11 protein-coding genes are annotated in these 21,465 nt (G+C 41.2%); 3 read left to right on the top strand and 8 right to left on the bottom strand.

Features of this window, described 5'->3' with window-relative positions:
- Positions 1-268: 268 nt before the first annotated feature.
- The 4 genes from FIS9605_RS45990 to FIS9605_RS0102725 all read right to left on the bottom strand — a co-directional run bounded on the left by FIS9605_RS45990 (position 269) and on the right by FIS9605_RS0102725 (position 9,672).
- On the bottom strand, positions 269-391 hold the full coding sequence (locus FIS9605_RS45990; protein WP_269321006.1) for a hypothetical protein: 123 nt from the start codon (positions 389-391) through the stop codon (positions 269-271).
- Positions 392-545: 154 nt separating this feature from the next.
- Positions 546-3,713 carry a two-partner secretion domain-containing protein gene (locus FIS9605_RS0102735; RefSeq protein ID WP_231510220.1) on the bottom strand — a complete coding sequence of 1,056 codons (3,168 nt, stop codon included), beginning with the start codon at positions 3,711-3,713 and terminating at the stop codon, positions 546-548.
- 36 nt (positions 3,714-3,749) lie between these two features.
- The gene (locus FIS9605_RS0102730) at positions 3,750-7,601 is read right to left on the bottom strand and encodes a two-partner secretion domain-containing protein (RefSeq protein WP_231510219.1); all 3,852 of its coding nucleotides are present in this window, start codon (positions 7,599-7,601) and stop codon (positions 3,750-3,752) included.
- Between the two features lie 121 nt (positions 7,602-7,722).
- Complete coding sequence (locus FIS9605_RS0102725; protein WP_026731210.1) at positions 7,723-9,672, bottom strand: ShlB/FhaC/HecB family hemolysin secretion/activation protein; 1,950 nt, start codon at positions 9,670-9,672, stop codon at positions 7,723-7,725.
- Positions 9,673-9,831: 159 nt separating this feature from the next.
- Here FIS9605_RS0102725 and FIS9605_RS0102720 point away from each other — a divergent pair, with 159 nt between their 5' ends.
- Positions 9,832-11,868, top strand: a complete 2,037-nt coding sequence (locus FIS9605_RS0102720; protein ID WP_026731209.1) for a serine/threonine-protein kinase — start codon at positions 9,832-9,834, stop codon at positions 11,866-11,868.
- Between the two features lie 286 nt (positions 11,869-12,154).
- On the opposite strand, the gene FIS9605_RS0102715 is transcribed toward FIS9605_RS0102720, so the two are convergent.
- Entirely contained in the window at positions 12,155-12,448 is a 294-nt protein-coding gene (locus tag FIS9605_RS0102715) for a hypothetical protein (RefSeq protein ID WP_026731208.1), read from the bottom strand.
- A gap of 425 nt (positions 12,449-12,873) precedes the next feature.
- Complete coding sequence (locus FIS9605_RS0102710; protein WP_026731207.1) at positions 12,874-14,145, bottom strand: tetratricopeptide repeat protein; 1,272 nt, start codon at positions 14,143-14,145, stop codon at positions 12,874-12,876.
- 271 nt (positions 14,146-14,416) lie between these two features.
- Between FIS9605_RS0102710 and sfsA the strand changes: the two genes are divergently transcribed.
- Both sfsA and FIS9605_RS0102700 read left to right on the top strand, forming a co-directional pair.
- Entirely contained in the window at positions 14,417-15,244 is an 828-nt protein-coding gene (gene sfsA / locus FIS9605_RS0102705) for a DNA/RNA nuclease SfsA (RefSeq protein ID WP_026731206.1), read from the top strand.
- A gap of 620 nt (positions 15,245-15,864) precedes the next feature.
- Entirely contained in the window at positions 15,865-17,016 is a 1,152-nt protein-coding gene (locus tag FIS9605_RS0102700; protein WP_026731205.1) for a DUF711 family protein, read from the top strand.
- Between the two features lie 67 nt (positions 17,017-17,083).
- On the opposite strand, the gene FIS9605_RS0102695 is transcribed toward FIS9605_RS0102700, so the two are convergent.
- Together FIS9605_RS0102695 and FIS9605_RS0102690 are read right to left on the bottom strand one after the other, a co-directional pair.
- Positions 17,084-17,752, bottom strand: a complete 669-nt coding sequence (locus FIS9605_RS0102695) for a 2OG-Fe dioxygenase family protein (RefSeq protein WP_026731204.1) — start codon at positions 17,750-17,752, stop codon at positions 17,084-17,086.
- A gap of 308 nt (positions 17,753-18,060) precedes the next feature.
- Positions 18,061-21,366, bottom strand: a complete 3,306-nt coding sequence (locus FIS9605_RS0102690; RefSeq protein ID WP_035139371.1) for a tubulin-like doman-containing protein — start codon at positions 21,364-21,366, stop codon at positions 18,061-18,063.
- Between the last annotated feature and the right edge of the window lie 99 nt (positions 21,367-21,465).

Raw genomic sequence — 21,465 nt, 5'->3', positions numbered from 1 at the left:
TGGATGTTGATTTACACTGTGCAACTGAACTCGGAACCAAGTTTAGAAGTAGCTGTGATGTCACCTCTTCAGGTGTCAGCTACTCCCTGAACTCATACCAAGTTGCGTTCAGACATAGCAATAGCAATTCGTGCCCTCTCCCCTTCCCCTCTCCCAAATTGGGAGAGGGGTGCCGACAGGCGGGGTGAGGGAATTACTATCTTTGACTGCAACTTAGTATCATTACCAAAGAGCCTTGAGCAGTAATTAATACTCTTCCCCTAAAGCTTTATTGAGCATTAGCACTGGTATTACTGTTTTCTGAGGCTATTAAGTTACCAGTATTGATGGTAATATCACCACCTGTCACTGTATCTGTGGCGTTATTAGTGATATTGCGATTACGACGCAAAATTAAATGATGGGAGTCCAGGATGATACTGCCCTGACCCCCTTGGGTATTTACAGTAATTAATGCTCGGTTTTCTAGCTGGATGTCTTCGACGATTGTAATTTCTATATTACCTGCTTAGCGATACCCCATCACCACATATTTCCTCCCTTCTTCAAAAAGGTGCAGGACAAGCAGCAGTTTTTTGAGAGGCGCGTTGGGGATTGCTAGCAGTGGGGTCGTAAGCTGTGAGAACTACCTCGCCTTTGTCGTTCAACACCCATCCTTGAGCAGGGGCAATCTTTTTGGCAACAGTAGAGGTTTTTGGCATAATGATTGACGCAGTTTGAGAATTGCTTGTACGAGTGACAGGTTCTATCAAGCCAATGCGAACATTGTCACTTTTAAAACTTTCATTGGGACTTGTTGGTAAACCACCCCGTCCAGTGGCAATAAATGTATTGTCAGAGGCTTTTTGACAGGGATTTTCGGCAATGCGATCGCTCGGGTCTATAACATTTTCTGGTAACTCTGTTAATCCCTGACTGGGGTCAACTTCTAATGTGTTGATTTGCACAGTACCGCTTAAAGACGGATTTTGTTGTGAAATGGCAGTGATGTCATTAGTTGGTAGCCTTCTTGGGTCTAATTGAATGGCATCTGTGGTGTTCAAAAGCTGCTCTAGTTCTGTCCGGGTACGTGGTACAAAACCCAAAATGCCATAAGAGTTGATAATAATTTGCCCTCCCTGACCAGCGAAAGCATTAGCGGTGATGTCACTGTTTTGTGAGGGTGTGCCAATTACAAAACCTTGGTAATTTGGGAGGTCATTGATCAAAATATTGCCACCATTGCCGCTAGTTTGAGGATTGCCAGAGGAGGTTGAAATAATACTGTTGCCTTCCATGAGCAAGTAATCTTTGACGTTCAGGCTGAGATTACCACCATCACCTGAGTTAGCTGTGGCTTTGATTGCTCCTCGGTTATCCAATTTGATAGATCCGGCTGTAACTACTATGTTACCTGCCTTTGCTGTGGAATTTTGGGAGGTGCTGGCATAAATTCCACTGGCAGCAGTGTCAACAGGGTCCAGTCTACTCTCTGCTGTCGCTGTATCTCGCTTTGTTAATATTTGATTAAAGACTTCCTTAAAATTGGGATTCTCACCTGAAATAGCAATGCGATCGGAAACATCGAGGATGATATTACCTGCATTGCCTGTGCGTGAAGCACTGGCGAGTATTTTTCCGCCACCAGTCAACTCAACGACACGGGCATTTACAGTAATATTACCTCCCGGAAAGGCTCCTTGAGTTGCAGCCTTTAAACTTGCTCCATCCGCTACACGCAAAGTATCAGTATTAACGGTAATGTTACCAGCAGGGCCTTTTGCTTGAGTAGTTGTCACTAAGGTACTGTATTCTGACTTTGGACGACTTCGAGAAGATAATAGAGGAAATGGACTTCTGCCAGATATTTCAACCAAGTCTACAGCATCAACTTGAATATTGCCGCCAAAGTTGCCATCATTACCTGTTTTCGCTGCTATTTCTGAACCATCAGCGATCAAAACTGACTGTCCAGATATAAAAATATTCCCATTATTGGGGTTTGGATTTTTGCTGGGGCTGTTAATGTCACTGGTGACTAAGCTAGATTGCACTAACACCGGGCCATTGGATCGCAATGTGATGTTTCCAGGATTACCTGTACCGAAATAAGTAGTGGCAGCGAGACCACTATTATTGGTTAAGGATACCGAGGCATCGCCTTGTAATGATATGTTTCCGGCAGCACCATCTCTATTGATGCTGCTAGTTACAAGATAAGCATTATCTAAAGAGATAGAGCCTTTGGCTTTGAGTGAGATATCTCCACCACCAGTTCCTCCAGCACCGTTGTAGGTGGATATCACCTTATTCTCAGAGTTTACTTCTCCTACTACACCCTCACCGATTAAAGTGATAGAACTGTCAGCTTCTAGTGATACGTCGCCGCTACGTCCTGCACCAAAACCATCAATTCCGTCATATTTATAGTTACCAGCATTCAGGGTAGGTCGATCTTCTTTGGTTGAGTCTTTACCTGGTAGTTCATAAGCTGGATTACTTATATAAATATCTCCCGCCTTGATATTGATGTCACCAGCATCACTCCTCATCTTACCCAAGGTACGGGTGCGAAGACGCCCACCACCAGTCAGTTCAAATCTATTTGCATAAACATTAACGTCACCTGCATTACCTGTAGCGCCAGTAGTAACTACATTCTCTACTAAACTATTCTGATTGATTGCCATCAACCCAGTCGCATTCAGGTTAATATCTCCTGGTACAGAACCATCAGCTATCAGTCCTTCTTTGATACCAGCAGAAATGCGGCTTTGTTTCTCTATATTTAAGTTGCGGGCGGTAATTGCTACACTACCGCTGCCTTTATCAGCGACATCTATTATGGCTGCATTCGTTAACAATACATCTGCTCTAGTGATATCATCAGGAAAACTCAAACTACGATCAGGATTTATCTCAACTGTTCCCTCTGCTGCCAATCCTCCCAAGAAGACTCGCCCTCCTGGCGCTGTTAGAATTCCCCCATCTACATTGACGTTACCACCTATCAACGACAAAGATTTTCCTGACTGCACTGCAAGACCAACAGGATTGGCACTGTTGGTTATGCTTGCAGTGTTACCCCGAAATCGCAACCCGACTGGGATACTTACGGTTAACAGTGGTGGTGCTTGGGGATTGGTGGCACTAAATTCAAAATTGTTGTCAAAGACCAGACTATCGGCTGTAGTTGCAACAAATGAACCTTTCAAATCTAGACTTGCATTTGATCCAAATACAATCCCTTTGGGATTGATTAAAAACAGATTTGCGTCACCTAAAACTCCGAGTTTGCCAAGAATATTCGAGGGATTGCCACCTGTGACGCGAGTGAGAATATTGGCAATGCTATTAGGATTAGAAAAATAGGCTCCCCTACCTTCACTGATGTTGAATTCTTGAAAACTGTGAAAGAGATTTGACCCACGAATTGCACCACCGTCTAGGCGATCGCTCGGTATACCATTAATAACATCGGGACTAACAACAGAACTTTCGCTACCAAGGCTGTTATCTGGCGTGATTTGGGCTGTCGCAATACTCAAAGGCACAAGACTGCCGAAAGTTGCTAAATATAAAGTAATAATCAGCGATCGCAAAATACGCCTTGTCTGCCAATAGCAGCTTACACAAACCTCTTGACAACCTAAGGGCGATCGCCTCATATATTCTTCAGCTATCATTGCGTAATTACTAAACTTATTTTCTTGCTTGAGTAAAATATTAAACACTAAGTTTTTGCTTTTTTATGGGTAATTAACTAAATGTTAAAAAGGTGCAGGACAAGCGGCAGTTTTTTGAGAAGCACGTTGGGGATTGCTAGCAGTGGGGTCGTAAGCAACAAGAACAACTTCACCTTTGTTGTTCAACACCCATCCTTGAGCAGGGACAATGCGTTTGCTTGTAGCAGAAGTTTCTGGCTGAGTGATAGTTGCAATCGGGGAATTGCTGCTACTGCTAGCTGGTTCTACCAAACCAACGCGAACATTGTCACTTTTAAAACTTTCATTGGGACTGGTCGGTAAACCACCCCGTCCGGTGATGATAAATGAACTGCCAAAGCCTTTTTGGCAGGGATTTTCGGCGATTTTATCGCTCGGGTCTGTGACATTTTCTGGTAACTCTGTTAATCCCTGACTGGGGTCTACATCTGGTGTGTTGATTTGCACCGTGCCACTGAATTGGGGGCCAAGTTCAGAAGTGGCTGTGATGTCACTCTGGGGTGTCAGTCGTTCCCTGAACTCAGTACCAAATATGCTTTCGGCAGTAATTGATACTCTTCCACCAAAACTTTCTTGAGCATTAGCACTGATATCGCTATTTTCTAAGGCTACTAAGTTACCAGTATTGATGGTAATATCGCCACCTGTCGCCGTACCTGTGGCGTTGGTTGTGATGTTGCTATTGCGACGCAAGATTAAATCGCGGGAGTCGAGGATGATGTTGCCCTCACCCCCTTGAGTATTTGCAGTAATTGATGCTTGGTTGTCTAGCTGAATGTCTTTCGCGGTCGTAACTTCTATATTGCCCGCTTGGCGATTCTCTACATCACTATTAGTATTTAGTTGAGCACCATTTTTGAGCGACAGAGAATTAGCATTAATCTTGATGCTGCCCGCATCTCCCTGTCCAGAGGTATTGGAAAGAAGTTGTCCTCCATCAGTGACAAAAAGTGAACCCGTGCTAATATCGATGCTGCCGGCGTTGCCCCTAGCCCCGTTCCTCACTTCACTGAAGATACCACTGCGGACAAAGTTGCCAGTAGTGTCAATTTTGTCACTCGCTCCCGCAATATTAATTGCATCGCTGATATTTAGCTTTACATTGCCGGCATCGCCTATGCCACCAGGATCTGTATCGGAAGTTTCACGGACAAAGGTATTTAGTCTACCCCCGTTAGTCAATGAAAGCGATCTGGCAGTGATGTTGATGTCTCCGCCTTTGCCCTCCCCCCCTGCTTCTACTGTGCTGAAGACTGCACTGGCGGCTCCTTGGTTATCTGTGCCATTAAAAGAGACGGTATCAGTGGCATTAATTATGACGTTGCCCGCATCTCCCTGTCCAAAGGTGCTGGAACTTAGCTGTCCCCCATCAGTTACAAAAAGCGATCCTGTTGTGATGTTGATGTTGCCCGCATTTCCTTGACCAAAAGTTCGGGAACTCAATAGTCCATCACTCATCAATAGTGACCCCGTGACAATCTCAATGTTGCCTGCGTTGCCAGTAGTCTCACTTTCTACACTGCTGAAGATACCACTTTTGGTGAAGTCGCCATTAGAGTTAGGTTCACTTTTTCCTGTAATTTGGATCGTATCGCTGATATTTAGCTTCACATTTCCAGCATCGCCAATACCACCAGCCTCTGTATCAGAAGCTTCACGGACAAAGGTATTTAAACTACCCCCATTGGTCAATAAAAACGACCTAGCAGTTATCTTGATGTCTCCGCCTTTGCCCTCTCCTCCCGCGTCTACAATACTAAAGACTCCACTAGGGAAATCTCCGTTTTTTGCTCCATCAAAAGAGACAGTATCGCTAGCATTAATCGTGATATTTCCCGCATTCCCCTTGCCAGAAGTGCCGGAATTTATTTGGGATGCACCATTGACAAAAAGCGATCCGGTAAAAATATCGATGTTGCCGGCGTTGCCTGTCGCCCCACTGCTCACATCACCACTCAGTTGAGCCTCATTAGTCAATGAAACTGAGCTTGCAGTAATTTTGATGTCTCCGCCATTGCCTTCTCCTCCTGTTGCCACGGTGCTATAGGCTGCACTAGATGCTCCTGTTTTACTTGTCCCATCAAAAGAGACAGTATCGCTAGCATTAATCGTGATGTTGCCTGCGTTCCCCTTACCGAAGGTGCTGGAATTTAGGAGTCCTCCATCAGCGATCAAAAGCGATCGCGTGGTCATCTCGATATTGCCAGCGTTACCAGTCGCCCCAATACCTACAACGCTGGAAATACTGCTGCGACTGAAGTTGCCATTAGAGTCAGGTTGGTCACTTTCTCCTGCAATCTGAATCCGATCGCTGATATTTAGTTTCACATTTCCAGCATTACCATTTGCAAAAGTGGTAGTAAATAATTGAGCGCCATTTGTGACAGAAAATTCGCGCGCTTTGATAATAATGTCGCCTCCCTGTCTGGACTGGGCTAAGTCAACACCAGATGTATTTGCTCGTCGACTGCTAAGACCAGTGTTGATGCTGGTGAATGGCCCATCAAAGGAGACAGTTGCATTTTCTGCGTCAATAATTATGTTTCCTGCGTTCCCCAACCCATAGTTAGCAGCTTGCAGAACTGAGTTACCGCTTACAGATATAGACTCAGAGGCATTGATGCGGATATTTGCTGCTTTTGCTTGTCCGGTAGAAGAGGTAGTTAGCTGAGCAAAGTTGGATAAAGACAGCGATCGCGTGTTGATAGTAATGTCATCTGTCTCGCCTACGGTTGATGCTCCCAAAAAAATGCCGACTCCGCTACCTTCTCCCTCCAATCCCTGGAAAGAGACTTGGTCAGTAGCTGTAATGCTTACTTTTCCGGTATTTCCTTGTCCTAAATTAGACGAAATGATGGAAAATCTGTCAATACCTTCTAAAGTATTGGTGTTGATAATGACATCTCCTGCGTTTCCTGATGATGAGGAGTCAACTCCATTGAAGATTCCAGCAGAGGAGTTAGCATTTCCCTGGATTCTGACTTTGTCTGTAGCATTAATGACAATATCACCAGCCTGAGCATCAGGTGCTCCAGGACTTAAAATTCCAGCTACAAATCCAGTTGTGTCAGTGCCTGCGAAAATCTCGAAATTTCGGGCATTAACTCCGATGCTGTCTCCTCCTTGTCCAGATACACCAACTAATGCATTATTACTGAGTGTGACATCTGCTCTGGTGACACCATCCGGAAAACTCAAACTACCATCAGCATTTATTCCAACTGTTCCAGCAACTGCCAATCCTCCTAACTCAACTCGTCCTCCCGGTGCTAACAGAACTCCGCCATCTAAGTTGACGTTACCCCCTACCAGCGCCAGTGTCTTTCCTGGTTGCATCTGAAGAATACTACGAACAACAGTGCCATCGCTGGCTACAGAGCGATTTGTAGCGATATTTCCTGGGTTATCCCGAAATCGCAAGCCAATGGGAATATTTACCGTTAAAAGTGGCGGTGTTTCTGGATTGGTAGCACTAAATTCAAAATTGTTGTCAAATACCAGACTATCGGCTGTTGTTGCAAAAAATGAACCACCTAGATTCAGACGAGCATTTGGCCCAAAAAAAATCCCTTTCGGGTTAATCAAGTAGAGATTTGCGTTACCTAAGACACCCAACGTACCGAGAATGTTGGAAGGATTACCGCCTGTGACACGAGTAAGAATATTGGCAATGCCATTAGGATTGGAAAAGAACGCTCCCCTACCTTCATCGACGTTGAATTCTTGAAAACTGTGGAAGAGATTTGACCCACGAGTAGCGCCACCGTCGATGCGATCGCTCGGTATACCATTTATGACATCGGGACTGACAACAGAATTTTCGCTACCAAGGCTGTTATCTGGCGTAATTTGGGCTGTAGCTATACTTAATGGCGCAATGCTACCAAGAGTAGCCACGGTTACAGTTATCAGAGTCAGAGACAATGTTGATTTGATAATGAGCACGTAAAAGCTCCATTCATAACAAATCACAACAAACTAGATGAAAATTGTTCTGCACCCTGTATGACTGCCTTGTTTAAAAAGGACTGTAATTTACGGAAAAATAAAAACCTTGTTCTTGTAATGTTCCATACCGATCATCTGCGTCGGTCAGAGGCACGCCGTAATCAATGCGGGCGTTAAGATAATCACCCATCTGCCACTGCAAACCTAAGCCGATACCAACTAAAGTATTGGGGTCTGGGTCTTGATCGGGACTATCGGAATTGTTCCAGCCAATGCCAAAATCGATAAATGGTGCTAATTGTAACACCCCTTGTACTTTTTCTACTTGTAGAATGGGCAATCTGACTTCTGCCGATGCAAACAAGCCATTATCGGTTAAAAGCTGATCCTGCCCATAACCCCGGACGCTTTGCAGACCTCCTGAGCGAAACTGTTCTATGGGTACGAGGGGTCTAGTTGCTAATTGTATATCTGAACGTAACACTAGCAAAGTTTCTGGTGCTAACAATCGCACGTACTGTCCTTGTCCGCGCCAAGCTAAAAAGCGACTATCGGGTGGGTCGTCGTTGACAGTGGCATCAAACCATCCTACCCCTAAACTAAATTGCGATCGCAGTGCAAAAACTTGTTGGGGATTGCGTTGAGTATATTCTTGAAAGAACCGTAGTGCAGAGACGCGCGTTTGCCCTTCCTCGTCTGCACCGGGAGATAAGGGAAAACCTTCTCCCAACAGTTCGGTTTCACTGTCCTGTGTGGATAAGGTCAGACCTAGCGCTACTTCTTGGGTGGGAGTTTGAACGAACGGCTGGCGCACAGTCAAATCAAAGTAAGAATAGTCACCTTCAATGTCAATGCGGTCAAAGGGTTCTTTAATCACTTCCACATCGGTTTTACCGATGCCGACAGCGATAGTACCGTTGCGGGCATTAATCGGCACTGTATACTTAAAGTCATAAGTGTTACTACCATCGCTGTTGGTGTACTCTAATGCCAAGCGATCGCCAAACCCAAATAAATTACCCTCGTTAAATCTGACACCTCTACGAAAACTACCCACACTAGGATCGCGATCGTTATCAGCAAAAAATTCTGTTCTTGACGAATCTGCTTCTCTAACATTGACTTCCAGTAAACTTAATTCCGGGCGCGAACCCGCAGATAATTCCGCAGAAATATTTGCGATCAAAGGATCAAGCTGCAATAGTTGCAGTGCTTCTAGAAGACGATCTCGATTTAAAGGTTTAGAAGTGGCAAGGGCAATGCGACTGCGTACATAGTTAGGGTTCAAACGGTTTGTACCCGTGATTTTAATATCTTCTATTGCACCTTCAATAATCTGAACCTTGACTACTGCTCCCTTCCTTGGCAAAGTTTGGTCAGCAGGGATAACAGCACCAGAATTGATGTATCCTGCTTTGGTGTACAGATCTGTGATAACGTTCTCAACTTGCAACAGTTCAGAAAAGGCGATCGGTCGGTTGAGAAAGTTGGCTATGGCTGCGTTTAACTTCTCGTCGCTGAATGCAGTATTTCCTTCAAACTCGAATTTGCTAATAGTGATGCTTCCAGGAATTTCGGGACGTGGTGAAGGTTCTGTTGGTGGAGACGGAGTTTCTTCTAGAGGAGGTGTTGGTAATGGTTGGGGTTCTGGTATTGGTTGTGGTGGTGGTGTCGGAGGAAGTGGGGTAGGAGGACTAATATCAGGACGCTGGGACAGAATCAAAGTTGATGCTTTACTAATTTGAGTTTGATTTAGAAGAGGGAATTCAGGATTAAAAAAATTAGATTCATTTTCAGTTCCTGCTTCACTATCCTGACTAGTTGTATTTGGCACAGAGGCTTGTATAATTTTTTGCTTCTGTGTTTTGATTTCTATTTGCTCATGTTTGACAAATAAGCTTTCAGTATCAAAAGACCGCTCTGGAACGTTTCCAGCCCAAGCTTTAAAAGCAGAGAAGGCTATTAACACTTCCAAGATTAACGAAACAGTTAATTTCAGTTTCAAGGTTTGGTAACGCATTAAAATATTGATAAACTTATATTAATTAACTCTACATACCATAGATTATGGTATGTAGCATAGAGAATTATAATAAAAGTTAACGAGGTAGTATAGAAAACCAAAAGGAAAAATGAGTAGTTATAAGATATTGCTTTCAATGAAGGAATATATATTAAAATGACGGAAGGCAAGAACAAGCTCTTATATGGTCGCTATCAAATCATCCAAGAATTAGGAAGAGGTGGTTTTGGAGTAACCTATCTTGCTACAGATACACTATCTAATGTATTATGTGCAATTAAAAAACTAGACCCTCTCAACGCTGATATTGAAACAGCCAAAAGATTCTTTCATAGAGAAGTCAATATTCTAAATACTTTACAGACCAATCAACAAGTTCCCAAATTTTTTGATTATATAGAAGAAGAAGGAAATTATTATATTGTTGAAGAATATATAGAAGGTAAATCTTTAGCGGAACTAATAGGTCAGCAATGGACAGAGCAAACAGTTATTAATTTTATACAACAAATTTTATCTGTCTTAGCATATTTGCATGCAAAAAATATTATTCATCGTGATATTAAACCATCTAATTTAATTATCAGAAAGGGAGATAATAAATTTATATTAATTGATTTTGGCTCAGTCAAAAAATTAGAAAACAAATATCCGTCACACCAATCGCCACCTACACAAACGATGATTGGAACACCTGGATATGCCCCTCCAGAACAAATGTCAGGAAAGCCACGCTTCAACAGTGATATCTATTCTTTGGGTCTAACAGCGATTCAACTTTTAACTGGAATGCACCCTAGAGAATTAAGACGAGATGAGCAAGACAATATTGTTTGGCCTAGCAATTGTGATATTGATGATTCTTTAGCGGCTATTTTAACAAAAATGGTCTATACAAGTCCCGAACGCCGCTACCACTCTGTAGATAATGTTTTTGAAGATTTAAATAATACTAAAGTTAGCCCAGCACCAACTCAACCACCAACTTATTATCCATTTAATAATACATTTAGTACTCGACAACTGGTAACTAGGTTTCGAGTAGTCAAGCTTTGGCATATACCGGTTTTACTGGCAGCATTAGCATTGATATTAGTTGGTGTAGAAAATTTTAATCCTTTTTTGCGACCTTTATATTATTCCTATCAGGGTAATAATTTACTTGATGAACACCGAGCAGAAGCAGCCCTTGACCAGTTTAATAACCTCAAAGAAATTCAACCAAACTCAGCCGAAGCCTGGAGAGGAAGAGGAGATGCACTGTTTATCTTAGGGCGCGATTCTGCGGCATTAGAATCTTATAATAAGGCGATTTCTCTCCAGCCTAAAGATAAAAGAATTTTGATGAAAACCTTCATTAATAAAGGTAAGGTTTTATATAAACAACAAAGATATCAAGAAGCTCTAGATACCTATGAGCAAGCACTTAAAATTGACAATAACAATGCTGAAGCATTGAGTGGAAAAGGTTTGTCTCTGTTAGCATTAGGTCAAAAAAAAGAAGCATTAGAGAACTTAGAGCAGGTCAAGCAACTTAAACCAGACGATCCAAGAATTTGGCAGGAAATAGGTTTTGCTATAGAACAATCGCAAGGGCGACAAGCTGCCAAGCCTTACTTTGAAGAAGCACTATGGTCTTATAACGATCTTATCAATACAATTAAGCGAAAAAACCCAATTATCTGGACAGATCGAGGTTCTATATTACTCAAATTAAACCGTCCGCAAGATGCACTTAATTCTTACGAAGAAGCACTCAAAATTGATAGTAATTTTTATGAAGCTTTAATTGGTAAAGGCAATGCGCTAAATTTATTAGGACAACCTAGCAAAGCCTTATTTGCTTTTAAGCAAGCTAGTGAAATCCGTCCGCAAGATTATCTAGTTTGGTTTAACCAAGGAATTTTACTGACACAAACCTTAAGAAATCACGAGGAAGGCTTGAAAGCCTTTGAGCAAACTACTATTTTAAAAGATGATTTTTCTCCTGCTTGGGTGGGTAAAGCATTAGCGCTGTTAGAATTACAACGCTACAAAGAAGCGCTAGTTGCCATTGACAAAGCAAAAGACTTGCAACCCCAAGATCCTGATGTGTGGGATATCCGGGGAGATATTTTAAAAGAATTAGGAAAGCCAGCAGAAGCTGCTAATTCATATAATCAAGCTGAAAAACTCAGAAGCGCAATGCCCTAACTGCGTAAAAAATTAAGGGCAAATCTCAATTATTAAACCTAGGCGTGAAAAATAATGTAGAGACGCGAAATTTCGCGTCTCTACAAAGATTTTGGGTAACGCATAATTAATTTCTACCAGATGTTTATTAGAAATAGGAAATAACTAAGCAAAATGAAAGGCTGGCAAACGTATTTGTGTTGAACAATTAGCCCAAAGCACCTTTACCAGCCTTCTACTATACCATCTCTAGCGACGAACTGAGAAGTGAAGTTTCTAACATTTTTTGATTTATGGTGATGCAAGCTTAAAACCGTTGGTGAGGATAGAAAATGGTGTAGTAAAGGGATGGATCGATGCGATCTGTGAAAGGATGGTACAAATATTGCTCTCGGGTATACGATCTGTATTCCTTGGTTTGATCGTCTTCCAACACTTCTGCTTGGGGACTTTGGACAACTTTAATTAGGGTGGTCAATTTTGACCATGCAATCGAGAAGGGATTTTGCAGATATCGCTGAACCAATGATTTTTTTTTACAGCTAGGTAATGCTACTTGCTTAACAGCATCTAAAAATAGTTTATCTGTACTCTTCGACATTATGATTCCTCCTTTGCACAATTAAGTGTTGTAACAAGCTCTTTCATGGCGTACGCTAATGCTTGTGAGCGAAATAGCACTAAGATAAAACGCAAACACTTTGAATTCAGATCTCACTTGTTGATTTAACTTTAGATAGCAAATATCAAAAACTTGGAAAGAATTTCCACCAGGAGTTGCTACACACCTCTTGTTCTAAACCTTTACTATCCAAAAGCTTCAGCTTAGTTGAGTGCTATTCACTTTTAAGCGTTCTAACGTTTCTCAGAAATCGACTTGGTTACTATTAGGTGTTCCTACAATCAACTTATGCACTTTTCCGGTGAAAAAGAGAATCAAAATCGTGAATAAAGATGAAGAGTCTTTTATAAACTACTGAAAACTTACTTGTTTAATCTGTTCCCCATTCTTTCAACCTTGCAGATTTATCCACCGCGATCGCGTTCTAAATCATCTATGACTTTTTCCATATACCATTCCTCTGACATCCCAGGATGGTATCTTTTCGCCTGTTCAATCAGTCGTTGGGCGATTTCCCAATAGCCACCAACCAGTCTCAACAAACGCTGTCGTAGCAGCATATACCTTGCTTGTTTAGACTCAGAACTAGGAGTTTGGATTTTTTTGAGACTATCTATAACTTGCTGGTAATTTCCCCAGTCTTCTTTCTCACAAAAAATACTTGCTGCCTGCTGATAATCTGCAAAGGCACGTTGCATTTCTTCTAAGCAAGTGTAAGCAAGACCGCGATTATAGTAAGCTTGAGCATCATCAGGATTGATTTGCAGCGCCTTAGTATAATCTTGTACAGCACCGAGATAATTACCCATTACCCGATAGACATTTCCTCTGGCAACATAAATGAGTGCATCTTCGGGTTGAAGTTGGAGTGCTTTGTTGAGATCGGCGATCGCCCCTTGATGATCTCCTAATTGGGAACGGGCTTTTCCCCGGTTGCGATAGACAATCGCATCTTGAAAATTAAGTTGTAGTGCTTGGTTAAAATCTGCGATCGCTTCCCGATAATTACCCAGTTTGCAACGCACAACCCCACGACAGCAATAAGCTTGTGCATCCTGCGGATCAACTTGCAATGCCCAGTTTAAATCTTCCAACGCTTGGCGAGTGTCTCCCTTTTCTGCCCTTTCCAATAACTGGGTAAAATATTCCTTTGGCGACATTATAGGTGCAGTTGGGGAAGCTGGTTGGAGAACCACAGCAGGATTTTCTTTTGGTTGCAGTTGTTTAATCTTTTCTAAACAGAGGCGACAGTTTTCTTTATCCTTTTGCTGTAGATATAGTTCCGCTGCCTTTTTAAAATTAGCGATCGCCTCATAAATATACCCCTGTTTGCGGTGTATAATTCCCCGCAAACTATAAGCCGCTGCATAATGAGGATTGAGACGAATAGCTTTATCTACGTCTGCAAGCGCACCCGGCAGATTTTTCAGCGCTACTCGCGCTAACGCCCGACAATAATAAGCCTCAAAACTTTCGGGATTAAGCTTAAGGGCTTCGGTGTAATCAGAAACAGCTTGGAGAATTTCTTCCAAATCATAGTATGCTAAACCCCGTTGATAGTAAGCTTCGGCAAAATAAGGATTTATCTGTATAGCACGGGTAAAATCCTCAATGGCTCCAGCATAGTCTTTTTGCTTAGCTCTTTCCAATCCACTATTGTAAAAATCATCATTCATGGCGTTTGCTTAAAGACAGAAGGCAGAAGAATATCAAAATGAAAACAATTCACTTCATCCTTTATACTTTAAACTCCAGCCTACGGTTGACTCATTCCTTATTTTAGGATGGGGAGATGGGGAGATGGGGGGAGTGGGAGAGTGGGGGATGGGGAGATGGGGAGATGGGGAGTAAGGGAAAGAACCAATAACAAATGACCAATGACCAATGACTACTAACCACTAACTACTAACTACTAACCACTAACTACTAACAAATGACAAATGACAAATGACAAATGACTACCTTTACCGTTACCCACCCTTATATCCTGGTATCCTGCTAAAACGCTACAAGCGCTTTTTTGCTGATGTTGAACTTGCATCTGGAGAGGTAGTAACAGCACACTGTCCGAATACCGGGCCAATGACAGGAGTTTGTATTCCAGGTAATCCAGTGCAGCTTTCCAAAAGTGATAATCCTAACCGTAAATTGGCTTACACCTGGGAAATGATTCAATTGCATGATAACAAGCCAACTTGGGTAGGTATCAATACTGCTTTACCAAATCGGATCGTAAAGTTAGCTTTAGAAAAAAATCTTTTCCCTCAGCTGGGTAAGTATAGCCAAATTCGTGGTGAAGTAGCCTACGGACAAGATAAAAAAAGTCGGGTGGATTTTTTTCTATCTTCAACAGCAACAATAATTCAAAAATCAAATACACTGCCACTAGACCCAGATAGTACTATCTTGTCTGAAACTTCGTCACCAAAAAATAGTGCATTGCTATTAACAGACAACAACCACCCAATATATTTAGAAGTGAAAAATACCACTTGGGCACAAGGTAAGTTAGCGCTATTTCCCGATACGGAAACAACACGGGGACAAAAACACTTGCGAGAATTGATGGCACTACTGCCTCAAAGTCGTGCAGTGATGCTTTACTTTATCAATAGGGGTGATTGTGATGAGTTTGCTCCTGGTGATAGTGCCGATCCTGTATATGGCAAGTTATTGCGACAGGCATTCTCCCTCGGTTTAGAAATTCTACCTTGTCGTTTTCAAATCTCCCCAATTGGTATTCGCTACTTAGGTTTAGCAACACTCAAAATTTAATTTAAAGCTTGTAACATTCATTCGCTAATAGGGTGTGTTAGGCGTTAGCTTAACGCACCTAAACCCTTTAAATTAACGCTAGCGTATCCTATAGCAATCCGGTTTAATAATTGAAAAAATTTAAGTACACGTAGGGTGTGTTATCGGCGAGAGTACGGGCACCAAAAACTTAGAATAGTGCGTTAGCCTTTGGCGTAACGCAACGGCAATAAAGGGGGAGGAAAATCCACACCCCTTTTTGCCTCCCCTACGTATCTTTTCAAAAATCAAATATTAGTCCTATAACAGATTTTATATTTAATTTGGCTGTTTCGCTGATTTTCAGACTGATCGTTTTCTGAATAATATGTCAGTATAGATTTATAGGTAGCTCTGTAAATATGGATTAAAAAACTCCAATTTGATTGTGATTTAACTTGGTGTCTTAGTGTCTTGGTGGTTAATAAAATTTATTTTTCACCACATAGACGCGCTTTACTCGGCTTCCTGCAGGGTAGGCACAAAGACACAAAGAAAAGTTATAAGCTAACAAAAGCACTAAAGATAATCTACATCAAGACGCTTCTGAACCTTTTTTATAGATTTTCGCAAACTAATAAATTATTGGATACTTTTTAAGTATGAAAATTAGAACCATTACAACAGGTATATCACTGCAAACTCCTAGAGAAAAAGAGAAAATTAAACAAGCTGCTAATTTTAATCAGGAAGCAAAGGATTTTTTTGAGCAATACGGATACGAAGTTCAAACAACCAGAATTGCTACTAACCCTTGGGAAGAATATTTGCAAGGCTTGTCTACACCCGAAATAGTGAGTGAAATTCAAATTCTAGATCCACTTTGTCGCGAACTTAATGTCAGTTTTTTCAATATTGGTTATGCCAGCCAAGCGAAAACTATAGCAATCATCCCAGATATTAACAAAAATACTTCAGTAATTTATTCTTCCAGTAAGATTGGAGATAGAGAAACTGGCATAAACTTTGAAACCGCTTGGGAATCTGCAAAAGTGATTAAACGCATTTCCCAAGAAACTGAAAATGGTTATGGTAACTTTCGCTTTTGTGCTTGGGCAAATTGCCAGCCAGGTATACCATTTTTCCCGACTGCATATCATAAAGGCAATACATCTTTTGCGATTGGTGTAGAGTGCAGTGAGTTGGTAATGAAAGCCTTTTCTCTAGCTAACCATGATATTCAAGCAGCAGAAGAAAATCTCCGAATCCTCTTGGCAGAAGAATTAAAACAAGTAGCAGATATAGCTGAAACAATATCTGCAAAATTTGCGATTACATACAATGGCATTGACACATCACTGACATCACCTTTGGATCAAAAACAAAGTATTGCTTTTGCTTACGAAAAACTCATGAGTGGCAAGTTTGGGTATCTAGGAACACTGACAATTTCTGGTATGCTGACTCGTGTTTTGAAAAATGTACCAGTCAAAGTATGTGGTTATTCTGGTTTAATGCTTCCTGTTTGCGAAGATATTGGTTTAGCAGCAAGAGCTAACGAACAGACTTATGATATTACTAACTTATTATTGTATTCAGCAGTTTGTGGTTGTGGACTTGATACAGTGCCTATTCAGGGTGATATCACAATAGAAAAGATTGCAGCCATATTAATTGATATGGCAACTCTAGCCATCAAGCTAGATAAACCCCTATCAGCAAGATTGTTTCCAATTCCGGGTAAGAAAGCTGGGGAAATGACAGCTTTCAATTCCCCATATCTTGTAGATTGTCAAATATTTGCTGTGAATTGAAATTGTTGTTTGTTCGTAGTTGGTTGTTGGTTGATAACCCAAACAACTACCAACCAACAACAACCAACTAATCTGAAAGCAAACTTGGAGAAGTCAGCACAAATACATCTCTTGTACCTATACCATCACCGATCGGTTTAATAGGAGTAGTATAGTGGAAGAATTTATGGTCGTTGATTAATAGTAGTTCTCCCGGATTCAGAATTTTATTGAAAACAGGCTTTTCTTTTTTGGCAGTATATAAATGTGTTTCTCCACCTTGAATATTGTCTCTATCAACTGAGAAGATACCGATAAAATCAGTACCATCTCTATGTATACCTTCAGGTGCTGGGTTGCCAAAATTATCCGGCGTACAAGTAGTTCTGATTTGATGCACTCCTATTTCCGCTTCTGGGTGCAGTTTACAGGAATCGCTAAATGCTAAAACTAGATTTTTAAATATGTCCAGTTCTATGAGTGCATCTTCTAATTCTGTAAACTCTCTTTTGATATCACCCACTAAGGGATTGTAATCTTTACTTTGAAAGAGATAACCATGAGGTAGTTTGATTAATTTATCTCCAGAAACTATAAAACGCGATAATCTTCTTAAGCGATAGTTGCCTTTAATGTAAGGGTCAACAGGTAAATTATCAAAAAATGGTTTAAAACCTCCTGTAGTTATGGAATTTACCTTTCTAAGAGTAAACAGAAAGGCATATTCTAACTCTGTTGATCCCTGGACTATTTGCATAGGAATTACCTCCTCGCACATTGATATCCCATATGTCCTCCCCAGTTTTATTTTTTAGAGGAGGCTTATATTTCCTAGTGTATGCTATTTTTTATTAAACTGTCGTCAATTAGACTACAGAAATTACTATTTCATGATATGAAGACGTTTTTAAAATTTTAAAAATAGTAAAGTTGTGTTAAAATATAGTTCAAATTTTGCATAAGTCGTTAAAATGCTTTAAAGTATATCCTCAGCTAAAAACTGACGCGAAAGACAGCCAAACGCGGAGTCGCAAAGACGTTTTTCTGTTTTGATAAGCGTTTCTATCAGTTATTAAAGGATGTTCGACGTTTCACCAACTGAGCACCACAGTTGAAGCAAAAATTAGACTTAGTGGGGTTTTGCTCACCGCATTGGGTACAAAAAACAGAATCAGAGAGAGTTTCTTCTGATGGGTTGGGTGTAATTGGCAGGTCAGTAACTTTAGGTTGCTTGGGTATTTCTGGTGGCTCTATAACTTTGTCATCATGTAGTTTATAAGCAGTGATGACATCCTCAATAATTGCTGCTTCACGTTTGTATTCTGGGCGATCGCTTCCGCCAAATTCCTCTAGTTCTGCTTCTCGCCATTCTAAATAGGTGATTAGTTGGTTATACAAGTTTTGCTTGTTCTGTAATTGGTCGGCGCTTTGCAGTTTTTCCATCACCTGACGGCGAATTTCTTCTTGATCGGGGCGACATGCTAACACTTCTAGTACTTGTACCACTTCTTCCCAACTAGAAGCTATTTCTACATTTTCTGACCCAATTTTAGTTTGGCGAGTGTAGCGAATCACCTTTTCTTTGGTGTTGCGGTTTTCCTCTAGCCGCAATACTTCAAAGGCTCTTGCTTGCACTACCAGTTTAAACACTTGTGGATTTTCGGGAAACACATCCCAAAAAGGAGGTTCTTTTTGTATGTGGACGGGGATGGGAGGGTCTTTACTTTCACCCTTAAGACGCGCCCTTTTTGCTTCAATCGACTTTCCTTTCCAGTCTTGGTAGGATTGGCGTAGTTTGCGCATACCATCAATACAACGCAAGGAAAAACCGCCTTTTTCTTGGACAAAAACGATCCGATGTCGTTCTTGTTGTCCTAGAGGGGTGATAGAGTCAGCGTTTCCTACCCGTTCTTGTAAATAGGGTATTAGTTTGATGACAGCCGGATCGCTGCTGTTGCGACCACCAACTACGGCGACTTTAGTATTGATGGCGGGGGTAAATCCAGCATCAGCACCTGAGAGAACCGCTTGGGAAAGTGGTATTAGAGGTTGGGATTTTTGATGAGCGATACGAATGTTGCTACGAATTGCTTCTGGATCATTTTGTAAAGTTTTTAAAAGGCGATCGCACGCTGCTAAGTCCTGTTTCAATCGACTTTGTTGGGGAGAATTTTCGATAACTATTTGAGTTTTTTGGGCTATGGTTGCTTTGAAGTCCTCATCATGGACGTTATGCAACTGAGTGATGTCGAATAGTTGCATAACTTCACCTGCGGCGCGGGTTTGTTTCCACAGGGGACTGATATCTCTCAACACATCTTCCGCCATTGTTGAGCAAATTTGATTTAGTCCAAGTTCATACAAGCTCTGGCTACCTTCAGAAGCTCCCGCTAACTGTTCAATCATATCTTGATAAAGCAGATTGAGTTCTTCTCGGTTATAAAGTTTAAACCCGTTAATTTTGAGAGCATCAGCACTGTCAGCTTCGCGATCGGCTTTTTGTTTAAAATCGTCACGCAATTGTTTCAACTTTTGATTAAACCGCGCCAGTCGCCGTTCCATTATATCTAAATGTTCCTGCATCCGGGCAATTACTTCTAGAGCTAAAGTACGGCTTTTACGTTGAATAAAAGCAATGAAGCTCGCTTCTAAACCTGTGAGTGCATCCTCACAATACTTTTCCATTTGAGCTTGTTTTGTTAAACCAAACAAGTTTTTAAATTGGATGATATCTTGCAGCGCTGCTTCATACTGTCGCTGACGATTAATTTCGTTGGGTTGCCAAGTTTTTTCCGACTCTCGGCGAAATTTTTCAGTTGTATTGGCAAATAATTGACGCACTGTGGTCAGAAAAGCATCGGCAAATTTTGGCCCCTGGTTGCGATCGCTAATTATTTTATAAAATTCCGTCTCTATAGCTTTTCTGCTTTGTTGAATAATGCGATTGCGGTTGTCATACATTTTTTGGAGAAAATCGCCGTGGGTGCGCTCATCAGGGCTTAATTCCCGCAAGTGATTGACGCGATATTCATCAACTTTAGAAGTCAGATATTTGTCAAACTCCAAAATTTTACCACGCTCTGCTCCAATCACATTTACACCTTGATGGGTACATTGCAGTTTATTATCTGTAGCGATTTCATTGCGGATAGTATTAACCCAGGCAGAAATTTCTGATATATAAGATTTATCTTGTGCCGCAGCAATGTCTGTCAACAATTCGGCTTCTGTTAATCGCAGGCGTTTAAGAATATCGCCTTGTACCAAATCTAAAACGTTTGCTGGTAGAGGTACGGATTCATTTAACCACCAATTAATTAAATCCATACCCAAGCGACTAGATAAAGAAGCACGAATCTGAGCTATAGGAATTTCAATTGTTGCCAGACCAAAGCTCATAAAATTTTTGGGATAGCCCCTTCCACCTGGGTCTGCTTGTGCCCACGAACCTTTAATATTATCTCGAATTGAACGTTTATGCGGTGCAAAGTCAGAAGTTAAATCTAAGAAAATATTTTGAGCGATCATTTCTCGCAGTTGCTCAATATTAAACTCACTTTCGCCATTCTTTGTTCCAACTAAATAAGTAAAATCAAAAGGTGGAAGTTTGCTCTTAACTTCATCCACTAAACCAGAACTAAATTGAGTTACATACTCAGTTCTATGGTCAGAAAAATAGCTTAATTCCATCAACGCAGCGTAGCCATTGGCAAGAACGCGATCGCCTACATTAATATTGGCAAAAGCATTAGGCATCGGTACAATTGCTGTAATTAAAGGACTCCCTTGTCCTTTGAGCCAGTTACGAATACAGTAACCGAGGTCAATCAACATACCGCTACCAGTACCACCAGAAATAGAGGCGGCGACAAAAACATTTAAACCACTACTTTGAACTCTAATGCCGTATTTATCCAGCATAATATGATCGTGACCTTTGACACGATCGCACGCCTCATGAAATCTGGCTTTGATCTTGTGGTAATTATAAAAAAAGGCGAAGCGACCGCAGGCACGAATTTGACCTGCACCTGCTTCTAATGCACCAATATTGCGCTCTAATTCTCTGGGAAACCAAGACTCAATCCAAGGATAATTTTCCATATTAGACAAAATGTCTTGTACTTCTCTACCACTGACACTTGCCCAATGTTTTTCATGGTCTTGTAAAGGCGAACCCGCCGCCTCTGGATTGCTAACTTTGTAATCTTTATCTGTATCTATACTTACAAAACTAATTATCGGAAAATTTTTTAAACTACCATAAGTTTCTTCTACTAATCGCCGCACCCGCGACAATACTTCTACTCCCGTCCCACCCACACCCACAAATACAGTGGGAACCATACTTTTTTCTTCTAATGCTGACATGATTTTCTCCTAATTATAAGTAGGTTAACTTTTTAACTATTATTTTAATTTAGTGACTAAACATTAATAGAGTCACAATTAATTGCGCCTCTACAAAAA

This window comes from Fischerella sp. PCC 9605 (assembly GCF_000517105.1).
GTDB lineage: Bacteria > Cyanobacteriota > Cyanobacteriia > Cyanobacteriales > Nostocaceae > PCC9605.
Note: the sequence above shows the minus strand (reverse complement) of the source record. Positions and strands in the feature narration are given on the sequence as shown.

Bases quoted from the DNA above. Each gene is read 5' to 3' on its own strand.
- FIS9605_RS0102710 (WP_026731207.1), bottom strand. From the start codon at position 14,145: ATGAATGATGATTTTTACAATAGTGGATTGGAAAGAGCTAAGCAAAAA.
- FIS9605_RS0102725 (WP_026731210.1), bottom strand. From the start codon at position 9,672: ATGCGTTACCAAACCTTGAAACTGAAATTAACTGTTTCGTTAATCTTG.
- FIS9605_RS0102695 (WP_026731204.1), bottom strand. From the start codon at position 17,752: ATGCAAATAGTCCAGGGATCAACAGAGTTAGAATATGCCTTTCTGTTT.
- FIS9605_RS0102720 (WP_026731209.1), top strand. From the start codon at position 9,832: ATGACGGAAGGCAAGAACAAGCTCTTATATGGTCGCTATCAAATCATC.
- FIS9605_RS0102715 (WP_026731208.1), bottom strand. From the start codon at position 12,448: ATGTCGAAGAGTACAGATAAACTATTTTTAGATGCTGTTAAGCAAGTA.
- sfsA (WP_026731206.1), top strand. From the start codon at position 14,417: ATGACAAATGACTACCTTTACCGTTACCCACCCTTATATCCTGGTATC.
- FIS9605_RS0102690 (WP_035139371.1), bottom strand. From the start codon at position 21,366: ATGTCAGCATTAGAAGAAAAAAGTATGGTTCCCACTGTATTTGTGGGT.
- FIS9605_RS0102700 (WP_026731205.1), top strand. From the start codon at position 15,865: ATGAAAATTAGAACCATTACAACAGGTATATCACTGCAAACTCCTAGA.